Consider the following 20,485-nt stretch of genomic DNA (forward strand, 5'->3'; position numbering starts at 1 on the left):
ATTTAATTAACTAATTTCTTTTTATCTTTAATTAGGATATATAAAAATATGGGTGTGCCCATTAAAGCGGTAACCACACCAATTGGCAATTCGATCGGTTGCACAATCAATCTCGAAACCATATCGGCCAATGTAAGTACCAATGCGCCCATTAATGCCGAAACAGGAAGCACAAAACGATGATCTACTCCGCCCAACAAACGTGTAAGGTGGGGGATGAGTAGGCCAATAAAACCGATAATGCCCGAAACGGCAACGGAAGCACCAACAGCCATAGTAGCCAATACCACTACCAATATTTTGATACGATTGGGGTTTAGGCCGATCAGTTCGACCTGATTTTCGCCAATGGCAAATAAATTTAAACCTTTTGCTAAAAATGGTAACCCGATTACAGGGATAATTACGAAAGGAAATAAACAGCTTACATTTTGCCAGGTTGCCCCGCCCAGGCTGCCCATCATCCAGAAGGTAATGCTCCTGAGTTTTTGTTCATCGGCCAGATAAGTAACCAATCCGGTTAAAGCGCCAGCCATTGCATTGATGGCAATACCCGCGAGCAACATGGTCGAAACATTGGCCTGTCCATTGATTTTGGAAAGATTGTACACCAACATAGCAATAATGCCTGCACCAACAAAAGCGCCAAATGCCAAAAGGTAATACCCCAGTAACTGACTTAAACTAGAGAATAATAGTGTTTCGAAAGCAATAATCAATACCGCCATTAACGATGCCCCTGCCGATATACCTACCAAACTGGGTTCGGCCAATGGATTCCTGAATATTCCTTGTATGGCTGCACCAGAAATGCCCAAAGCTGCACCAACCAGTACACCCATTAAAGTTCTGGGCAATCTGATCATCATAATTACTCCTTCGTTTATACCACGATCGGCGCTGCCAAAAATGGTAAAACCCATCGTTTGGGTTAACGTATCAATCACTTCTTTTATAGGGATGCGCATGGCACCTAATCCCAACGAAAAACAAATGGAAAGCAATAAACCTACACTCAGGCAGGTATAAATAACGGTTCTTTTCATTATAAAATACGGTTATTCAGTGCTTTAATGGCTTCGGGTAAACGATTACTGAAATTGATAAGCAAAGGCCCGTTCATTTCTATAATCCTTTTATTTTTTCCGGCATTGGTATAACTTACACCGGGAAGACCTAAAAAGGCTGCTCTTCCGCCTAAACTGCTTAATCCGAAATCGAACATTAAAATCACATCAGGATTGCTCTTAATCAGTGCCTCGGTGGTGTAAGGTTTAAAATCGCTAAACTCCTGAATGGCATTTTTGCCTCCTGCCAGCTTAATCATCGCATCTATACTACTGCCTTTACCGGCCACATTCATGGTGCCAACGCCCCGTGCATAAATAAATAAAACCTTTGGGCTTTTGCTGCCCTTTTTTAGCTGACTTAAAGTGGTATTGATGTTACTTTCTGTTTTTTGTGCCAGTTGTTCTCCGCGTGCCTTATCGCCAATGGCAGCAGCAATATGCCTGATAAATTTTGTTGCGCCCTGAACAGAAAATTCCTGACGGATGGTAACCACCCGGATACCCAATGATTTAAACTGGTAAAGGTTTTCTTTAGAAAAATCTCCTTCAGGTACCAAAATAAGATCTGGACGATAAGCGGTAATGCTTTCGATAGAAAAAGAGCGGTTTCTGCTTACTTTAGGTAATCTGTTGATCTCTTCTGGCGATACACTGGTTACATCGGTAGCCAGAATATTCTTGCCATAACCCAATGCATTTACGGTTTCACTAATGGCACTGCTTAAAGTAATGATGCGCTTCGCCTGTGCAGCAACATATTGTGTAGCACTGAAAAAAGAAATGATAATCAATACAATATAATACTTTTTAATCCTCATGTAGGCGATGGTTATAGGGACAAAAAAAGTGTTTAATTAATCTAAATACAAGTAATTGGACGGGCAAGATATTTACCCTTGGATATAATTTTTAAAACCGATTTAGATTAGTGATTCTGTTATTAATCTGTTTTTCAGTTGTTTATGATTGTTTTTTGAGCTGATAATCAGCAAGATTTAGTTAAAACGAGCAATAAATAATACGCTTTGAACAAAAGAAAATACGGATTGAACAAATTAAAATACGGATTGAACAAACCATTTATGGTGGTTAATATGGATGTTTGCAGTATTCTTATTTAGAATGATTAAAAATAATATTCACAATGAAGTATTTAAAACATAGTCGACCAATAAAGAGAAAAACAGTTTTAGCTGTTGGTTTTTTGTTATTGGTTCTCTCACTTGGTTCTTGCAAAAAATATGAGCTCGATCCAAACGAAGTTTTACAGGATGGTAAGAGTATTGTGGTAACCGATCTGGCTGGCGATACACAGGCCGCCATGGGAAATGGAACACCGGGCAAAGAAGTACGTGCATTTTATACTTTTCTTTTTCGCTTTAAAGATCAGAAACAGATCTGGATCCGTAATGCAGCTGATTCTGCACAATGGCTAAAAACAAAAGACTGGGACCTGGCCTTTACTGGCCCCTACAATAGCGAGGTTTATGTAAATGATAAAGATTATCAGTTTAACCCTGGTTATGGCGGAACGGCTAAAAGTGCGGTTGTAATGCTTGAGCAAAGTTACGATACGCTTAATCAGGCCCCATCTGATCAGGCCTTTAGTGCGAGCGAAGTAACTAAAATCGGCTGGGCCTCGTCGGCGACCTCAAACGGATGGTTTTTCTATAGCCTGAGTTCGCACATTATGCAGGCTATACCCAACCGCACCTACGCCATTAGGTTACCTGATGGTAAATACGCCAAACTACAATTGATCAACGCCTATAAAGGCAATCCGCCAAGTGTTACTGATTTAAACTGGCCTGCGCCCTATTATACTTTTAAATATTACGTACAGCAGGATGGCAGCAAAAATTTACAGACCAAATAATTTAAAGATGAACAATATTACTATAATAAATAAAGCAGTGTTTAAATGGGGTTCAACCTGTTTAGTATTGGGCTTGCTTTTTACCAGTTGCAAAAAAGACGAAGTGATTTCGCCGGAACCTGAAAAGGAAATACCGACAAAAACAGAAGGTGGCACACCATATTATAAGTTACAGCGTATAGAAAACCTTGCTGTAGAAACTGATGATGCCAATCCAACCGTACCACCAACAGCTGTGCTGTTCAGCCTGGAAACAAAAGAAATAGTGCCCTTGCTATATGCCAAAACCAATCGCTGGGATGTTGGTTTTAATGGCCTTTACAATAGTTTTTTAAGTCCTAACAGCGGTCAGTCATCAACAAGTTTAGGATCGGGGAGCACAGGTTTAGGTGCTATTACCATTTTGGAAAAACCATTTGACCAGGTGGTCGATGTTCCGGCAGATGCCGCATTAAGCATCAGCAAATTTATTGGAACCGACAATGAAGGCGATTTTGGAGAAGGCATTGGTTGGTACCTGTACGATTTTGGGGGCACCAAAAGGGGAGATGGCAGTTATGATAAACAACATGTAGCTTATGCCATGCCTGAGAAAAGAACCCTTATCATCCGTACGGCCAAAGGCGATTATGCAAAGATTAAAATGATCAGCTGTTATAAAGATGCTTTTACTGCCGACAAATGGTTCAGAACCACCCCACACATGTATTTCACCTTTGAATACGTCATTGTTCCAAAAGGAAGTACAAAATTCGAGATTAAATAAACCCACGCATAAATCAATATCCATATTAAAATGAAGAATAAATTAACGCAGCTGCTTTGTATTATATTAACAGTTGCTACGCTTGCCGCCTGCAAAAAAACAATCGGACTGGACCCACTTCCGGCAAATAAAATCACCGAATTTAAGGTTGCTGTATCCGACGGAAATATTTTTGGTGCCATTGATGAAACCGATAAAACGATTACGCTATATCTGCCATATTATTACGAGCTGGATGTAATTGAACCTGTAGTCAAACTTTCGGCAGGCGCTAAGTTGAGTGAAACGCTTGCCCCGGTAGAGGTTTTGGATACCAAAAAAACTTATACCGTAATTGCTGCCGATCAAAGTACTTCAACCTACAAACTCATCATTAAACTAAATCAAATTTCGCCCCTGGTATTAACCGAGCTATCAACAGCTACTACAACATCAACAATGGCAGTTGGTGCTTATGATGTGCGGGTTCAGGGTAATTTTAATGTTTCTGATCTTAAAAAGATAAAGGCCTACCTGGTAGATAAAGCTGATAAGGAATATGAGTTAACGCCAAGTCTTTCGCTTGGAGCACCAGGTGTATCGGTAGCCATGATAGCTGGTATTAAGACTTATACTTATGGTTACCTGCAGGTTCCACAAACGTTGGATACCGGCACTTATAAGGTAAGGGTAAAAGTACAGGCCTTAACTGCCGAAACGAAGTATCCGGTAAAGGTAGTTTATGGCAGGCCGGGGATAAACTACGGTCCGGTGACTGTTAAACAGGGTGAAACCTTTAAAATCAATTCCTCGCAAATTATATTCCACGATTTTAAGGAATTCTATATTATGGTAAACGGACAAAAAACGCTTTTGCCTATTGTTTCCTATACCCGTACCGAGGCTGTAATCCGCGTGCCTGATACCGTTCCGCCAGGGGTATATACGCCAACAGCATCTTTTGGTACATGGCCTTTATCAACCCTAAACTGGTCTGTTACCGTAACTGCAAAATAATACTCATTTACTATTCAATCATGAAAAACGATTCGGGAAGATTATTCCCATTTATATAACAAAAATCATAAATCTAAAAAAAATGAAAATGAAATTTTTAAAACTTACGTTCGCAATTGCAACTTTAGCCATATTAGGAACCGCTTGTAAAAAAGAAGCCGTTCAACCAGACAATAAACTTGCCTTACAAAATGCTACTGCAGTTATTGCTGTAGATTCTACAGAGGCGGGTGTGGTAACCAATTCATCAACTTCACCTACTTCGTGGACTGCGGTTGGTTACGACTTATTGAACAATGTTGTCGCAAGCTCTGGAAACCAGGTTAATTTTGACAGCAACTTTAACGGAAACATTACCATTGCAGGAACAAATAGCCTTGGTTATTACGATTCTCCTTCAGTAACGAACGTTACTGGCATTACTTTAACCGCTGTTTCTTCGGTTACATTGGGGGCAATTAGCACTTTGGGTAGCAATACCGCAACGGTAGTGGGATGGTATAATTACGACCGCGTTAACCGTACCATTACTCCTGTGGCTCAAAGATATGCTGTTGTAGGTAACGGCTCAACAATTGCTGGTTCAACCAGACTTTATGTGGTTCAGCTTGATGGCGTAACTACATCTGGTACTTACAATACTACTGTAAACTTCCATATCAAGAGATTAAAATAAGGATTAGCTCAATCAAGGGAAGTCCTTAATTAAAAAGATTAAAAAAGGGACGAAAACACGACTTATCGTCCCTAAAAATCATAAATAAACCCAAATAAGGGAATAATCCCGAATCGTTTTAAAAATATCAGCCTTGGCTAAGGCCATATTTGCGGGCTCTAAAAATGCAAATCTAATAATTATTGATTATGAATACAATATATAAACGTTTCTCTACCAGCTCATACTACCTTTTGCTTTTTTGTTTACTAAGCATATTTAGTGCCTGCAAAAAAGAATATGAAGATTTTCCTTATGCCGACATTGTAAGTTTTACGGTAAAAGATGCTAATGGTGAATCAATTAAGGCTGTAATTGATGAAAAGAACCTCACTATATACTGGCCATCAGGGCAGGCTGTGCCAGATAATATTATACCCACCATTGTGGTATCAGAAAGGGCAAATGTTAGTCCTGCTTCAGGCCAAAGTGTGGCTTTTAAAGAAACAACCAGGTTTGTGGTAACGGCACAGAATGGTACAACCAAAGAGTACCTAATTAAAAAGGTGATCAATCAACCGTTACTCAAAATAAATATTTCATCGGGGGTTTTGGTTTATAACACTAAAAACTTTGTAAACAGAGGTAGCAATATTAATGTTACCGGTGATAATATTATTGCCAATAAGGAACAAACCAAAGCTTTTTTGGTAAATACCGCTAACAATACGGAAAAAGAAGTTGCGATTGCAACAATAACACCAATTGCACTTAGCGTAACAGTTGATAATACTGTACCAGATGGTATTTATCAATTGAAGATCGTATCGGGGCAGAGAAGTGTAGTTTTAGAACGTTCATTCGGTGTCGCTTATGGCCGTCCGACTATTACTCCTGTAGAATTGAGTGCCATAAAACTCACATTAAAACTCGGAGAAGAGTTTGTGCTTACTGGTGCAAGCAGGATTGAACTGGTCAATAAATTTTCTATCCGCAATGCTGCTAATAAACAAATTTATGACTTGATTATCAAGGAAACCAAAACAGGTCAGTTAACATTAAAAGTGCCCGATAATTTGCCGATTGGCAGCTATGATCTATATAGCTATAACTATCCTGCCGGAGAATATTATGCCGGCGGCCCGGTTAGCGGTATTTTCGATGATGTGATAACAATTGTTAATTAGGCTGTAAAGTGCAATACAACACAAAGATATATACCACGCTTCTTATGCTCATTCTAATGGGAACCTCTGCCTGTAAAAAGGCACAGGTTTCTGTTGATGATGCGGAAGAAATTGTTTCGCCTACAACAGGTACACGTAGCCAGTTTACGCTCGATTCTATCTTTTTGTACGCCAAACAGGTGTATCTATGGAGCGATGCATTGCCAGGTTATGAAACGTTTAACCCACGACAAAAATATGGAGGAATCAGTTCTGATATCATTGCTTTTAAAAAAGAATTGTTCGATATTTCGCAGCTTAAAATAAATGTGACTACAGGAAACCCCTACGAATTACCTGTTTACTTCGAAAACCCAAAATACTCATATCTTCAACAAGGAAGAAGTTTACCAGGTACTAGTGCTGGAGTCGTAAATTCAGGTGCTGCTGTCACCAGTAAAATCATTGCTACAGGAAATACGCCTGTTGCTTACCTGGCTTTGGCTTCCTTCCCTCTATTAAATAGCAGCAAAGCAACCTTAGATCAAGCCTTTGCAGATCTGGCTACTGCCAATCCAAAAGCTATTGTAATCGACCTGCGGAGCAATGGTGGTGGTTATCTCGAAACTGCAGAATATGTAGCCAATTTAATTGTTCCTAATGTTTTGAACGGAAAGGTGATGTACAGTGAGGTATTTAACCCGGCAATGCAAAATGGCACCGTACCGATATTAAAACACCAGCCATATTTAGATGCTAATGGGAAAACTGCCATCTACAATGGACGTAATGCGACCATGGCCGATGTAGACTATACTACTGCTGGCAATACCTATACATTCAGCAAAAAAGGGAATTTACAAAGTATCCAGTCAGTTTATGTAATTGTATCAGCAAAAACAGCCTCGGCCAGCGAAATGCTGATCAGTTGCCTAAAACCTTATTTTGATGTGAAACTGATTGGAGAGAAAACCTATGGCAAACCAGTAGGCTTTTTTGGGATCAATATCGATCAGTACAGTATTTACCTCAGTAGTTTTCTCATTAAAAATGCCAATGGCTGGTCTGATTATTTTACAGGTATGCAGCCAGATGTAATGATAAAAGGAGTAGATAATCCAGTTTTGGGTGATCCAGATGAGCTGTGCTTAAATGCCGCACTTTCGCTGATTAACGGGACTAAAAAACTAACTGCAAGCAAGCTGGCCACAACAGGTAAAATTGCCAATGTTAAAGCTGATTTTTTGCAGGTAAATAATATAGAAAGTGTAATGCTTGAAAACAGGTTACGATTAAGAAAATAAAAAGGCAGCAATATAACCTGGTACTACAACAATAAAAATAAAACATGTTTAAACTATCCTTCATCATATTTTTCCTTGTATTTCTCCATTTAGCGGTTGCTGCACAAGATTATGGACGTTTAAAAGGCAAGGTTACTGATGAGTTTGATAAACCTTTGCGTGGTGCAACCATACGTTTGGAGCCTGACGGGCATAGCACCGAAACCGACACCAAAGGAAATTTTAGCTTCAAGAAGATATTTACCGGTAATTACAATATTACCGTAAGTATGGTCGGCAAAATCAATCATCAAGCCAATATTAAAATCGGTTCGGTGGCTGCAAATAACTTAATAATTAAACTATCAGGCGATGAACGCGAACTTAACGAGGTTGCTGTATCCGAAAACCGTGCTGCTCCAGATAATCTGTTAAAGTTAGAACGCAGCGCAATGCCTGTTACGGTAATTAGTAGGCGAACCATCGAATTAATGGGCAGCAGGAGGTTGGATGAGGTATTGAAAGAACAGACTGGGATTGCCATAGTAAACAACATTGGTGGTGGCGCAAGGTCGGTAGGTGTGCAGATGCAGGGTTTTAGCAGTGAATACATTATGATATTGATCGATGGTCAGCCAATGGTTGGCCGCAACAGTGGAAATTTCGATCTGTCCAGGATCAGTGTTTCCAATATCGAACGGATTGAAATTATTAAAGGCGCATCCTCCTGTCTCTTTGGAAGCGAGGCGCTCGGCGGGGCAATTAATATCGTAACCCGCTACGGCGCTTTACAGCCACAGGCATTGGTTGCCGCAAATTACGGAAGTTTGAATATTGCTGATGTTACCCTCGAAGGAGAAACACCATTTGCCTCGCAAAGAGGATCCGCCAATATCTCAGCCAATTATTACCGCACCGATGGTTTTAATACCAATCCTAAATACATCCAGCAGGGTACCACCGCACCGCCTTATGATAACTATGCTTTGCAAGGGAGAATCCGTTATCGCTTAACTCCAAAAAGTACCATAGGTTTTAGTGGGCGCTATGGGCTAAGGAAATCGTTTATGTCGAAAGATTTTGGTTTAGGTATCATTTCAGGCGATAGCCAGAACGAGCAGGACATGAATCTTTCAGCCACATTTGACCATAACTTCAGTTCGGGTTTGCGTAGCATGAGCCGTTATTATTATACCAATTTCCGGTCAGACCAAAGTGTAGACTGGCAACAGGCCAATAGCACCATTACAAAAGACATTTTCGCACAGAACTTACACCGTTTCGAACAGCAATTTGCCTATGGTATAAGCGACGAACTTAAGTTTACAGGCGGTTTGGGCGGCAGTATCGAAAGTATGAATGATGTTTCGCTAACCAGTCCAGCTTCGGTAAGTACAGGTTTTGCTTTTCTTCAGGGCGATTGGCAGCTCACTAAACAATTGGGCGTGGTTGCAGGGCTGCGTTATGATTTAACCAATGCCTACGGCAGTAAACTTAACCCCAGTTTAGGCCTGCAGTATAAAATTATCCCAAATTTAACCTTTAAGGCCGGTGCAGGTACAGGATTTAAAGCACCCGATTTTAAATCGAGGTACCTTGTTTTTTATAATCCGGCAGCAAATTACCTGGTTATTGGAAATGAAGTGCTGAGGCAAACACTAAATCAGTTGCAGGCTCAGGGACAGATTAGTGAAATCAGACAATATCTGTTAAACCAGCTGGATCAAAATTTACAGGCAGAAAGAAGCACTTCATTAAATTTAAGTCTGGAGTGGAAACCAAAAGAAAATATAAAAGTAGAGGCAGGCGTTTTTCACCACGCCTTACGCAACCAGATTAACAGCATTCAGGTAGCTACAGGCAGCGAAAACCGGAATATTTATACCTATCAAAACCTTCCTGAGGCCGTAAATAAAGGCATAGATGTTTCTTTTGCCATTAGTCCGGTTAAAAATTTAGAATTGAGCGCAGGTTATCAATACCTCATTGCGAAAGATTTAAGCGTAATTGATAGCATTAAAACCGGGCATTATCCTTATAACCAGAATATCCACGATCCCGCAACCGGAAACTCCTATGCACCAAAACCTTCTGATTATTGGGGGATTGAAAACAGATCGCGTCATATGGCCAATTTTAAAGCCTTTTATAATTACCGTCCCTGGGATGCCAGCCTAAACATACGTGTAAATTACAGAGGTAAATATCCCTTTGGCGACCGCAATGGAAACCAGTTTATCGATCGTTACGACACCTTTGTCAATGGCTTTTTTATGTTTAATGCCGCTTTTGAAAAGAAATTAATGAAACAGCATTTAAGCATCAGACTTACGGCAGATAACATTTTGAATTATACCGACCGTTTAATGCCCGGACAGCCGGGGCGCGTACTGCTGGCTGGTTTAACCTACCGTTTATATAAAGATTAAATTTTAAACACCATAAATTACAAAACATGTTAAGTACAAATATTAAAGAGGCTACAAAAGCCGAACACCAAAATTTAGAGAAACAGGTTGTTTTAAAGCTGAAAGCAATCAGAAGCGATCAGGACTATGCAGATTTGTTGAAACATTTTTTTGCGTACTTCAGCCATATCGAAGAAACGATTAAACCTTTTATCACGGCATCGGTTCTACCGGATTATGCACAGCGCAGAAATTCGGGCTATATTAAAGCTGATATTTTAGAACTTGGTGCAGATATCACTGATCTTCCATTTACAACCGTACCAAAAATTGAAAATACCTTACAGGCTTTAGGTGCATTATACGTATTAGAAGGTTCGATTATGGGTGGAAGCATTATTGTTAAAATGCTCGAAAAAGGAGGGGTAACCAAAGGTGTTTCTTTCTTTTCGGGTTATGGAGAAGCTACAGGCATGATGTGGGGCAATTTTATAGCTGTTTTAAATGCACAGGCAAAAACTGATCAAGAAGAACAAGAGGCCATTGTTGCAGCAAACGAAACCTTCAAACATTTTGCTTATGTTTTCGAAAAGGAACGGGTAGGTACGGCTTAATACAACATGATTAAGTTAAGTCCTTTAAGCGCAGTAGAAATAATTTAAAATTTTTAGTCCATCGGTCGATGACTCATCGGCCAAAGCCAAATATTCAACTTCATCTATTGGTTTTTGAGTTGAAAGATAAGCCTGGATTGCCCGCGCTATTTTTGCAGCGGGCATCAGGCTTATCTGTTTTATGACTGATTTTGTTTACGAAACCTTTCAAAATTGTTAAATTCCATTTTTCGTAGTTAAAAAAGCTATTTCCATGTAAAAAATTACAAGTGTCAAGAGATAAGTAAGATAAGCCCCGATACAAGCCAATGAAACCGATTGTATTTATATTATCTTTGTGTTATCTCTATGCGTGTTTACTGTTCATATTCTGATAGCGAATTGGCATTCTTGTTAACTCAAGGCGATGAGCTGGCTTTTACCGAAATTTACAACCGTTTTTATGGCTTACTTTTTATCCATGCCAATAAACGCTTAAATGACGATGAAGAAGCAAAGGATGTATTACACCAGTTGTTCGAATCGCTCTGGGTGAAACGTTTACAGGTAGCACCTGATGGTAATTTATCAGCCTATTTATATACAGCAGTGCGCAACCGTGTACTGGATGTGTTTGCGCATCAAAAAGTAGAAAGTAAATACATTGATTCTTTGCAGGATTATATAGATCAAGATCATGTGTCGACTGATTATATGGTGCGTGAAAAACAAATGGCGCTATTAATCGAGCAAGAAATTGATGCTTTGCCACCTAAAATGCGCGAAATATTTATTTTAAGCCGTAAAGAAAACAAATCGCATAAAGAAATAGCGCTCGAATTAGGGCTTTCTGAGTTAACCGTTAAAACACAGGTTAAAAATGCGCTCCGAATTCTTAAATCGAGGTTAGGGGTGGTTATTTATGTTGTTTTCCTCTTAAAAACCTATCGGTAGTCTGCCGTGAGGGGCTTAAATTCAGTCTTCTCTCTTTAAATTAAGCTGTATTGAAAATATTTTTGAAAATAAATAATTTTTCGATACCCCCAAGGCTATAGCTTCGCCGTATATATAACAATCAACCAAACTAGATTTCTTTTTGATGGAGAAAAATGCGAAAAAGCTTTTAGATAAATACCGTGCAGGCTATTGTACGCCGGAAGAAATTGCTATTGTAGAAACATGGTACCTTCAGCTGCCTTTCGAAAAAGAGGCTCCTGATCATTTACTTATCGAAACCAGCAAAGAAGAAGTATGGAATCGGTTAAGCCCAAGCAAAAGATCTGTAAAATTGGTCACGGTTAAACGCATTGCAATAGCTGCGAGTATTATTTTATGCTGTAGCGTAGGACTCTATTTTATGGCAGGCCGTAATACTTTGCCCTTAACAGCTAAAACCGAATTAAAAAATATTCTTCCAGGTGGGCATAAAGCAATACTAACGCTGGCCGACGGAACGGTGGTAAACCTGGATGATGCTAAAAACGGTCAGATTGCTAACCAAAATGGCATCGTAATCCGCAAGGCTAAAAACGGCCAGCTCGAATATATCATTAAAGAAATTCCGAATGCATCAGTTACAGGTTCAAATACGATCGCAACGCCAAGGGGCGGACAATATCAGGTAAGCCTGCCTGATGGAACAAAAGTTTGGCTTAATGCTGCTACAACCTTAAAGTACCCTTATGCCTTTGCTAAAAACGAAAGGGTAGTAGAGTTAAATGGAGAAGCCTATTTCGAAGTTTCGAAAGATCATACCCGCCCTTTTAGGGTAAAAACAGATGCACAAATGGTAGAAGTTTTGGGGACTCACTTTAACATTAATGCCTATAAAGATGAAGCCGCTGTTAAAACCACGCTTTTGGAAGGTGCTGTAAAAGTGAGCAATACCTCTGGTAGTGTAAACCTGCACCCGGGAGAACAATCGAGGCTAAATATAAACACTGCTAGATTAATTGTCGATCAGGAGATTGATATTGATAAAGAAATGGCCTGGAAGAATAATATTTTCTCTTTTGATAATGATGATCTCCAGACGATTATGCGGCAGATTTCGCGTTGGTATGATGTAGATGTAGTTTATCAGGGCAAAATTTCAACAGAAAAATATGTAGGCGAAATTCCGCGAAATAGCAACCTGGCTGAGGTATTTAAAATATTAGAGCTTAACCATGTTCATATTGATGCAAAAGGTAAAGTGCTTACCGTAACAAAAAATTAAACAAGAATGGCTTTTCTTTAAACAGCCGAGCAATCAACCAACCAATTCACAAACTAACTAAACTTTATGATGAAAAAACTACCAGAAATTTAGCAATCTACCTTTAAAAAAAACCGAAAGCGCGATAACGCTTCCGGTAGAAATTTGGACAAGCAGCTTGCTTCGAAACCCAGCTGCTATTTTTTAACCTCATTCATTACAAAGGTATGAAATTAACTACCCTTTACAACCCCGTGTGCGACATGCGGAGGGTAAAGATTAAATTTTTATTGGTCATGAAATTGACTACAATTTTACTACTGGTTGGCGCCTTACATGTTTCGGCAGCTACCTTTTCTCAAACCGTAACGTTATCCAGAAGAAAAACCTCGCTTAAACAGGTTTTTAAGGAGATCAAAAAGCAAACGGGCTATTTTTTCTTTTATAAAGGTCAGTTGTTGCAGGATAAACCAGATGTGACGATAGAACTCGTTAAGGCTTCGCTAGTGGAGGCGCTGAATGCTTCTTTAAAAGATCAAAACCTGAGCTATAGTATCGTTAACAAAACCATCGTAATCAGCGGTAAAGAGGATTTACCGGTGCCAACGGCAGTTGTTAACGCCAAAATTGAAGTAAAAGGTGTTGTTGCTGATAAAGCTACAGGAGAAACCATTCCGGGGGTAAATGTTTCGGTTAAAAACGGTGCGAGTGTAGGCATTACCAACGAAAAAGGCGAATTCAAAGTTAATGTTGATGAAGGAAGCATTTTGGTTTTTAGTTATGTGGGCTACGACTTGTTTGAAGCCAAGGTTACAGGCACTAAAACGTTAAACGTTAAGCTTGCCCCTAAGATGACCCAAATGAACGATGTAGTGGTAACGGGTTATCAAACGATTAAAAAAGATAATTATACCGGTAATGCAATTACGATATCCGGAGATCAGCTGAGAAGGGTTAATCCACAGAGTTTACTTCAAAGTATCGGAACGTTCGATCCTTCCTTTAAACTGATAGATAATAATCTTGCCGGCTCCAATCCTAACAGAATTCCTTCTATCAATGTTAGAGGAGCTTCTGCACTGCCAAGTGGCGATGGGCAGGTGTTGAGAAGGGATGATATTCTTGGAACAGCAAACATGCCTGTTTTTATGCTTGATGGCTATGAAGTAAGCGTGCAGAAAGTATTTGATCTGGATGTGAATAGAATTGCATCGGTTACCTCATTAAAAGATGCGGCTGCAACAGCAATCTATGGTTCTCGCGCCGCCAATGGTGTAATTGTGATTACGACTAAAACACCATTAGAAGGAAAATTAAGGATAGAATACAATTACGAATTGAATCTTACTGCTGCAGATCTAACTGATTATCAGGTGTTAAATGCAGCTGAAAAACTAGATTATGAAGTTTTGGCAGGTTTATACAATTCCTCGAAACAACAGGTATCTCAAGATCAGCTCGATGAAATATATTACCATAAAAAAGCCAATGTTGTTGGTGGCGTTAACAGTTATTGGCTATCGCAACCCCTTCGTAATACCGTAGGGCATAAACATGCTGTAAATCTGGATGGAGGTTCGCAAGCATTTCGTTATAATGTAAATCTTCGTTACCAAACCAGGCCAGGAGCAATGAAAGGATCGGCAAGGGACCAATATTCGGGAGGAATGAGTTTTCAGTATAATGTGAAGAAAATTCAGTTCAGAAATGAATTATCCATAACACAAGTAGGCGCTACCGAATCTCCATATGGCGATTTTTCTAATTATGTACGGATGAATCCTTATTACCCATTGCAAGATGCTAATGGCATGACGATGAGGATTTCTGATGTATATGAAAAACAGGATCGATCGAAAGATTATGTGTTTAATCCGCTGTTTGATGCTGGTTTAAGCAGTTTCAATAAATCGAAGTACACCGAAATTATTGATAACCTTTCTGCTGATGTAGAGGTGGCGAACAACCTTCGGTTAAGGGCTCAAATGAGCGTAACCACGCGATCAAATTCTGATGATGTATTCACCTCTCCATTAGCAAATAAATATTACCTGTACACAACAGATAAAATAGATGAAAAGGGCGAATACACAAACAGGGAAATGAAAGAAACCTATTGGGATAGTAATATCAGGTTAACCTGGCTAAAACAGATCGGTGGCAATTATTTTAATGCTTTAGTAGGTGTAAATGCCCGAACAGAGCTGCGCGATCAAAAAGAATTTACAGCTATTGGATTTGCTAATGATCGTTTTACCAGCATAGGCTTTGCCAAGGGTTATGCTGAAGATGGAAAACCACAAAGCAAGCTCGAAAAAGCACGGTTGTTTGGCTCTTTCTTTACCATGAACTACTCGTACAAAAATAGGTACCTTATGGACGGAACCGTGCGTATTGATGGTTCTTCAAAATTCGGCGTGAACAATAAGCTGGCTCCTTTCTGGTCGTTCGGATTAGGATGGAATGTACATCAGGAAGAGTTTTTTCAGGGTAATAATGTGATTAGCCAACTTAGAATAAAAGCTTCTACAGGTCTCACCGGTTCGGTAGAATTCGATCCTTACTTATCAAAAACCATTTATAAGTATAATACAGGAAATTGGTATTCATCGGGTATTGGTGCCAGTGTTAACAGTTATGGGAATGAAAACCTTGGGTGGCAAAAAACGAGGATGACGGATATTGGTATCGATATCGGTTTGTTTAAAGATCGTGTAATGATTACGCCGAGAATATATAAGAAGTTTACCAAAGATATTCTGGCCGATATTACATTACCGCCATCAACAGGGTTTCTGTCTTATAAAGAAAACCTTGGCGACATGGAGAACAAAGGCGCTGAGCTGGGGCTAACCATAGATGCAGTAAGAAGCAAAGACTGGTCGGTAAACCTGAATGCTAGTATGGTTTCCAACAAAAACAAAGTGGTGAGAATCTCCAACGCATTAAAAAAATACAATGATAGGGCAGACGAACTGCAGTCGTTAAAACCAGGAGATGGTGGTTACAGGGGGATTCCCTTGCTTAGATTTAGCGAAGGGCAACCTTTTAATGCCATTTATGGTGTACGTTCGTTAGGCATCGATCCTGAAAACGGACGTGAATTATACCTCAAAAAGGACGGTACACTTACATACGACTACGATAAGAGAGATTATGTGGTAATTGGCGATCCTAATCCTAAAGTGAGCGGCTACTTTGGTGGAACAGTTAACTATAAAAGGTTCAGCTTGTACGTGCAGTTTCAAACTTTTTTCGGTGGCGACAAATATAACCTGACACTGGTAGAGCGTGTTGAAAATGCTGATCCAAGATATAACGTTGATAAGCGTGTATTCGAAGAAAAGTGGAAACAGTCTGGCGACCTCTCTTTCTATAAAAATATAGCAGATAATGGCGAGACGGATGTAAGTTCGAGATTTATACAGCCAGATAATCTGATCAACCTTCAATCGGTAAACCTTTCTTATGATATGAATAAAAAAATCGCATCCAAATTATCGATGTCGAGCCTCATGTTTCAAGTAACAGCCAATGATGTAGTGCGTTGGTCATCAGTAAAAGAAGAAAGAGGAATTAATTATCCATTTACCAGGAGTTTAACCTTTTCTGTTAGAGCAGCTTTTTAAGCTATTAATGAACAGATTTAAAATATAAAAACATGAAAATTAGATTGTTAATAGGCCTCATCTTCGTAACAGGGTTATTGAGTTCCTGCAAGAAATGGCTGGAAGTTGAGCCAGAATCAGAAATTGCTGCTCCAATTTTATTCAGTACAGAAAGTGGCTTTATGGAAGCCATAAACGGTGTGTACAACCGCAGTACAGAATCAGATCTGTACGGCAAAGAACTCACATTTGGAACAACAGAGGTACTTGCCCAAAATTTTTCGATGCGTGATGACGGACAGGATTATAGACAGACCTCATTGTACAATTATAAACATGGCGAATTTATCAAGCGTAAGGATAGAATATGGGCTGGTTTATACAATGCAATTGTTAACTGTAACCTGATCCTCGAAAACGTAGATGCAAAAAGGAACATTTTTACTGGTACCAATTATTCCATTATCAAAGGCGAAGCACTTGCATTAAGAGCATATTTGCATTTCGATCTGTTACGTCTTTTTGCGCCTTCTTATCTGAGAAATCCCTCAGCAAAAGGAATTCCATATGCTAACAAATACACGAAAGAGATTACTCCGGTTTCAAACGTATCAGAAACCATTAATTTGATAATCAAAGATTTGGAGGAGTCGAAACAATTATTAGTTGTAGATCCGATTCGGAGTGCCAATTATATTGTGAATTATCCCTTAGTAACCGATACGCTTAAAAATACAGAAGAGAAAAACCCAAGTCTTTTCTTGCAGAACAGAAGGCATCGTTTAAATTATTATGCAGTATGCGGAACGCTTGCCCGGGTTTACCTTTATAAAAATGATAAAGTTAAAGCCTTGCTGAACGCTAAGGAGGTTATCGACTCGAAAAAATTCCCATGGACAGCAAAAAGTGATTTTGAGGCCTTCGAAGATTCAAAGAAAGATCGTATTCTTTATAAAGAACTCGTTTTTGGATGGTACATACCAGGTGCTGCAAAAGAAATAAAAGACAATTGGTTTCAAAGTGGTACCAGGGGCTTTTATTTGATTGAGGACGCTGCAGATTATATTTATGAGAAGGCCACAGCCGGAGCAAGTGATTCCCGTTATAAATACTGGTTATCTGCTACTTCCAGCCAATCGTCAAGGTCTTACGATATCGTTAAATACCGCAGAAACCCCTTAAGTGCTGAGACGGGCGCAAATTTACATTATCTGATGGCTCCTGCAATCAGGCTTAGTGAGATGTATTACATCGCTGCTGAGTGTTCCTATGCAAACAACCCCACAGTCGCAGTGAATTACCTTACACAGGTTCGTGAGGCGAGGCAAATAGGCGATCCTTTGACCATAAACAACGAAGAAGATTTATTAAAAGAACTGCTTAAAGATGCCCGTAAAGAATGGTTAGCGGAAGGTCAGTTGTTTTATATGTATAAGCGGCTTAATAGAGGTATAGTAGGGCAAACTGGCGTAACCATTCCTGCTTCCGATAACATTTTTGTGCTTCCTCTCCCTAACGATGAGATTGTTTATGGTGGCAGATAAAACAATTTGAAATTTTATTAATAGCAAATTATGAAAATATATATATTAATATTCGCAATCATTTGCCTTGTTTCTTGCAAGAAAGCAGAGGAGATGCGTTTTGATCACAGCGCTAATGTTTATTTCGATATTTATAATGGAGATAAAGACAGTATAGTAAGAACCTTTGCGTATAATCCTACACTGGCTCAGGATACCGTTTGGCTACCGGTACGTTTATCCGGAATCAGAACAGATGTAGAGCGGAAATTTAGTGCACGGGTAGATGCTGATTCTTCTACGGCCACTCCCGGAGTTCACTACGAAGCTTTGAAAACTCAATATTCAATCCTTCCGAATAAAGGATTAGGATACATTCCTGTGGTGATTTATAACAAGGATAAGGAACTTGAAAACAGATCGGTTTCCATACTCATCAAATTAACCGGCACATCGGATCTGGGCATCGAAAACCCTTATCTGATCAGGGCAAAAGTAGTGTTCTCCTCCAAACTGGAAAAACCAAATTGGTGGGATACCTGGCCGCTTCCTCCTTATTCGAGAACCAAACACGAATTGTTTATTCTGGTAACCGGGCAAACCTCCCTTACTACCGACGGACTGGACGCACCAAAAAACCTCTATTATATAGGTTTATTAACCACTATGTTAAATAATCCATTTAATTGGGTAACTAAAAATGAAGCAAAAGGCTATGTAATTGAAGAGGTAACTGCAGGTAATACCAATAGTTATTATTTCTACAATAAAAAAAATCCGGCAAAAAAAACGCTGTTGAGAAAAAACATGCAGAATGGTAAATATTATTTTATAGATGAAAACGGTAATGAGGTTATTTAAATATAAAAACATGGATATTAAAAAATTAATCTTGTTAATCATTGGTGTGGTTGCTCTTGCCGCATGTCATAAAGACCTTGGCAATTATGATATCGATATGCCCATCGAGCCTAAACTGGCCAACCTCGATTCTGTTTACACTGCAAGTGTAGGTGATAGTTTGATAATCAAACCAAAAATAGAAGGTGTGGATGCGGCCAATGTAGAACTTCAATGGAAAATCAGTGTAATGGAAGGGAATGATGTTCTTTATACCGGACCAGCTTTAAGGATCATATTCGGCTTGCAGGCTAAAAGATACGCTGCCCGTCTTACAGTCTTCAACAAAGCAAACGGAATGAAATATTTCCATAAGTTTTACATAGACGGCGGAACCGAATTTGCCAGTGGTACAACGGTATTGAGCGTCGAAAATGGAATCACACAATTTTCATTTGTAAAACCGGATGGCAGTGTAAAGGCACGTTTATACAGGGCAATGCAGGGGAAAGATTTGCCTGCAAACCCCACAAATTTATTTTTGCTTAGGAATACGTTTACGGGCGGTACATTGTTAGGATATTGGATTATTACAAAAAATGGTGGAATCAGGTTGGAGCCCAATACCATGCAGGAAGATCCAAAATACCCGAATACACTTAAGGATAACTTCTTTACACAACCAGATAATCTTGAGGTTGGTTCACTGATCTCTCATCCTCAAGGGGTAATGATGGGCGTTGTAAATGGTAAATTTTACGGTGGAACAACGAGCACATGGGATCAGGCAGCTACTTACGGAATGTTTGGCTTACCTGCTGATGGTGATTATGAATTGGCCCCGTCTTTTGTAATGAGCTTTACGCAATCGGCTACTTATTTTATTGGCTTCGACAAAAACAGAAAGCAATTTGTCCGGATCAATCTTTATGGAGCGCCTGTTTACTTTGGTACCCAATACTCGGTTACCACAACAAATGCCTTCGATCCTTTAAATGTGGGTATGGATCTTATTCATTTGGAGCAACTTAATAATGCAGATTGTTTTGCCTATTGTAAGGGTACTGATGGGAAGATTTATGAATTAAAGTTCAATGTTCAGTTTAACGGGCCGTTTACTTTTACCCCTCAACATAAACGTCTTTTTGTACGCCAGGAGTTAATTAACGAAAATACAAAATGGAGTGGTGCTAAAAATGGGGTGATCTATATTGCCAACGGTAGTAAGGTTTATCGGTATAATCCTGTAAATGAAGAACTCAGAGAACTGGCCACTAGCTTTAGTGGTAAATCGATTACGATGCTAAAACTTACCGAAGATGAAGAAACGCTGATGGTAGGAACAGAAGAGACCGTTTCTTTTCTAAATATAGCTACCGGAATGAATGGTGTGCTCATTAAAAAGATCGAAGGAATTCCCGGTGCTCCTGTAGATATCGCAATCAGAAAATAATCCTGTTCCATGCTTAGGCCTTCAAAATCTTAGGCATGGAAATATTTAAAT

At 39.4% G+C, this 20,485-nt stretch carries 16 protein-coding genes; 14 read left to right on the plus strand and 2 right to left on the minus strand.

Annotated elements, in window-relative coordinates:
* Positions 1–2 precede the first annotated feature (2 nt).
* Both ASU31_RS19330 and ASU31_RS19335 read right to left on the minus strand, forming a co-directional pair.
* A complete protein-coding gene (locus tag ASU31_RS19330) occupies positions 3–1,046 on the minus strand; it encodes a FecCD family ABC transporter permease (protein ID WP_057933923.1) in 1,044 nt (347 codons plus the stop codon).
* On the minus strand, positions 1,046–1,888 hold the full coding sequence (locus ASU31_RS19335; protein WP_057933924.1) for a heme/hemin ABC transporter substrate-binding protein: 843 nt from the start codon (positions 1,886–1,888) through the stop codon (positions 1,046–1,048). Before ASU31_RS19335 ends, ASU31_RS19330 begins: the two co-directional genes overlap by 1 nt.
* Before the next feature lie 326 nt (positions 1,889–2,214).
* On the opposite strand from ASU31_RS19335, the gene ASU31_RS19340 reads away from it, so the two are divergent.
* From ASU31_RS19340 to ASU31_RS19405, 14 genes are all read left to right on the plus strand, one after another.
* On the plus strand, positions 2,215–2,946 hold the full coding sequence (locus tag ASU31_RS19340; RefSeq protein WP_057933925.1) for an HmuY family protein: 732 nt from the start codon (positions 2,215–2,217) through the stop codon (positions 2,944–2,946).
* Positions 2,947–2,953: 7 nt separating this feature from the next.
* Positions 2,954–3,712, plus strand: coding sequence for an HmuY family protein (locus ASU31_RS19345; RefSeq protein ID WP_157258129.1), 759 nt, complete (start codon positions 2,954–2,956; stop codon positions 3,710–3,712).
* 30 nt (positions 3,713–3,742) lie between these two features.
* Positions 3,743–4,708, plus strand: a complete 966-nt coding sequence (locus ASU31_RS19350) for a hypothetical protein (RefSeq protein WP_057933927.1) — start codon at positions 3,743–3,745, stop codon at positions 4,706–4,708.
* Between the two features lie 88 nt (positions 4,709–4,796).
* Positions 4,797–5,384, plus strand: coding sequence for a hypothetical protein (locus tag ASU31_RS19355; RefSeq protein WP_157258131.1), 588 nt, complete (start codon positions 4,797–4,799; stop codon positions 5,382–5,384).
* Positions 5,385–5,572: 188 nt separating this feature from the next.
* Positions 5,573–6,550 carry a DUF5018 domain-containing protein gene (locus ASU31_RS19360; protein ID WP_057933929.1) on the plus strand — a complete coding sequence of 326 codons (978 nt, stop codon included), beginning with the start codon at positions 5,573–5,575 and terminating at the stop codon, positions 6,548–6,550.
* 44 nt (positions 6,551–6,594) lie between these two features.
* Positions 6,595–7,833: a S41 family peptidase gene (locus ASU31_RS19365; protein ID WP_157258133.1), complete on the plus strand. Its 1,239-nt coding sequence runs from the start codon at positions 6,595–6,597 to the stop codon at positions 7,831–7,833.
* A 44-nt stretch (positions 7,834–7,877) separates the two neighbouring features.
* Positions 7,878–10,241 (plus strand): TonB-dependent receptor, encoded by a 2,364-nt coding sequence (locus tag ASU31_RS19370; RefSeq protein ID WP_083505440.1) that lies wholly within the window; start codon positions 7,878–7,880, stop codon positions 10,239–10,241.
* A 26-nt stretch (positions 10,242–10,267) separates the two neighbouring features.
* Positions 10,268–10,834, plus strand: a complete 567-nt coding sequence (locus tag ASU31_RS19375) for a biliverdin-producing heme oxygenase (RefSeq protein ID WP_057933931.1) — start codon at positions 10,268–10,270, stop codon at positions 10,832–10,834.
* A 348-nt stretch (positions 10,835–11,182) separates the two neighbouring features.
* Positions 11,183–11,767, plus strand: a complete 585-nt coding sequence (locus tag ASU31_RS19380) for an RNA polymerase sigma factor (RefSeq protein WP_057933932.1) — start codon at positions 11,183–11,185, stop codon at positions 11,765–11,767.
* Positions 11,768–11,912: 145 nt separating this feature from the next.
* Positions 11,913–13,031, plus strand: coding sequence for a FecR family protein (locus ASU31_RS19385; RefSeq protein WP_057933933.1), 1,119 nt, complete (start codon positions 11,913–11,915; stop codon positions 13,029–13,031).
* A 275-nt stretch (positions 13,032–13,306) separates the two neighbouring features.
* Complete coding sequence (locus ASU31_RS19390) at positions 13,307–16,639, plus strand: SusC/RagA family TonB-linked outer membrane protein (RefSeq protein ID WP_083505443.1); 3,333 nt, start codon at positions 13,307–13,309, stop codon at positions 16,637–16,639.
* Positions 16,640–16,671: 32 nt separating this feature from the next.
* Positions 16,672–18,162, plus strand: a complete 1,491-nt coding sequence (locus ASU31_RS19395; protein ID WP_057933935.1) for a RagB/SusD family nutrient uptake outer membrane protein — start codon at positions 16,672–16,674, stop codon at positions 18,160–18,162.
* Between the two features lie 30 nt (positions 18,163–18,192).
* Entirely contained in the window at positions 18,193–19,002 is an 810-nt protein-coding gene (locus ASU31_RS19400) for a DUF4843 domain-containing protein (RefSeq protein WP_083505441.1), read from the plus strand.
* A 10-nt stretch (positions 19,003–19,012) separates the two neighbouring features.
* A complete protein-coding gene (locus ASU31_RS19405) occupies positions 19,013–20,434 on the plus strand; it encodes a PKD-like family lipoprotein (RefSeq protein WP_167346210.1) in 1,422 nt (473 codons plus the stop codon).
* The last annotated feature ends 51 nt before the right edge of the window (positions 20,435–20,485 follow it).

Source organism: Pedobacter ginsenosidimutans (genome assembly GCF_001442625.1).
GTDB classification, from domain to species: domain Bacteria; phylum Bacteroidota; class Bacteroidia; order Sphingobacteriales; family Sphingobacteriaceae; genus Pedobacter; species Pedobacter ginsenosidimutans.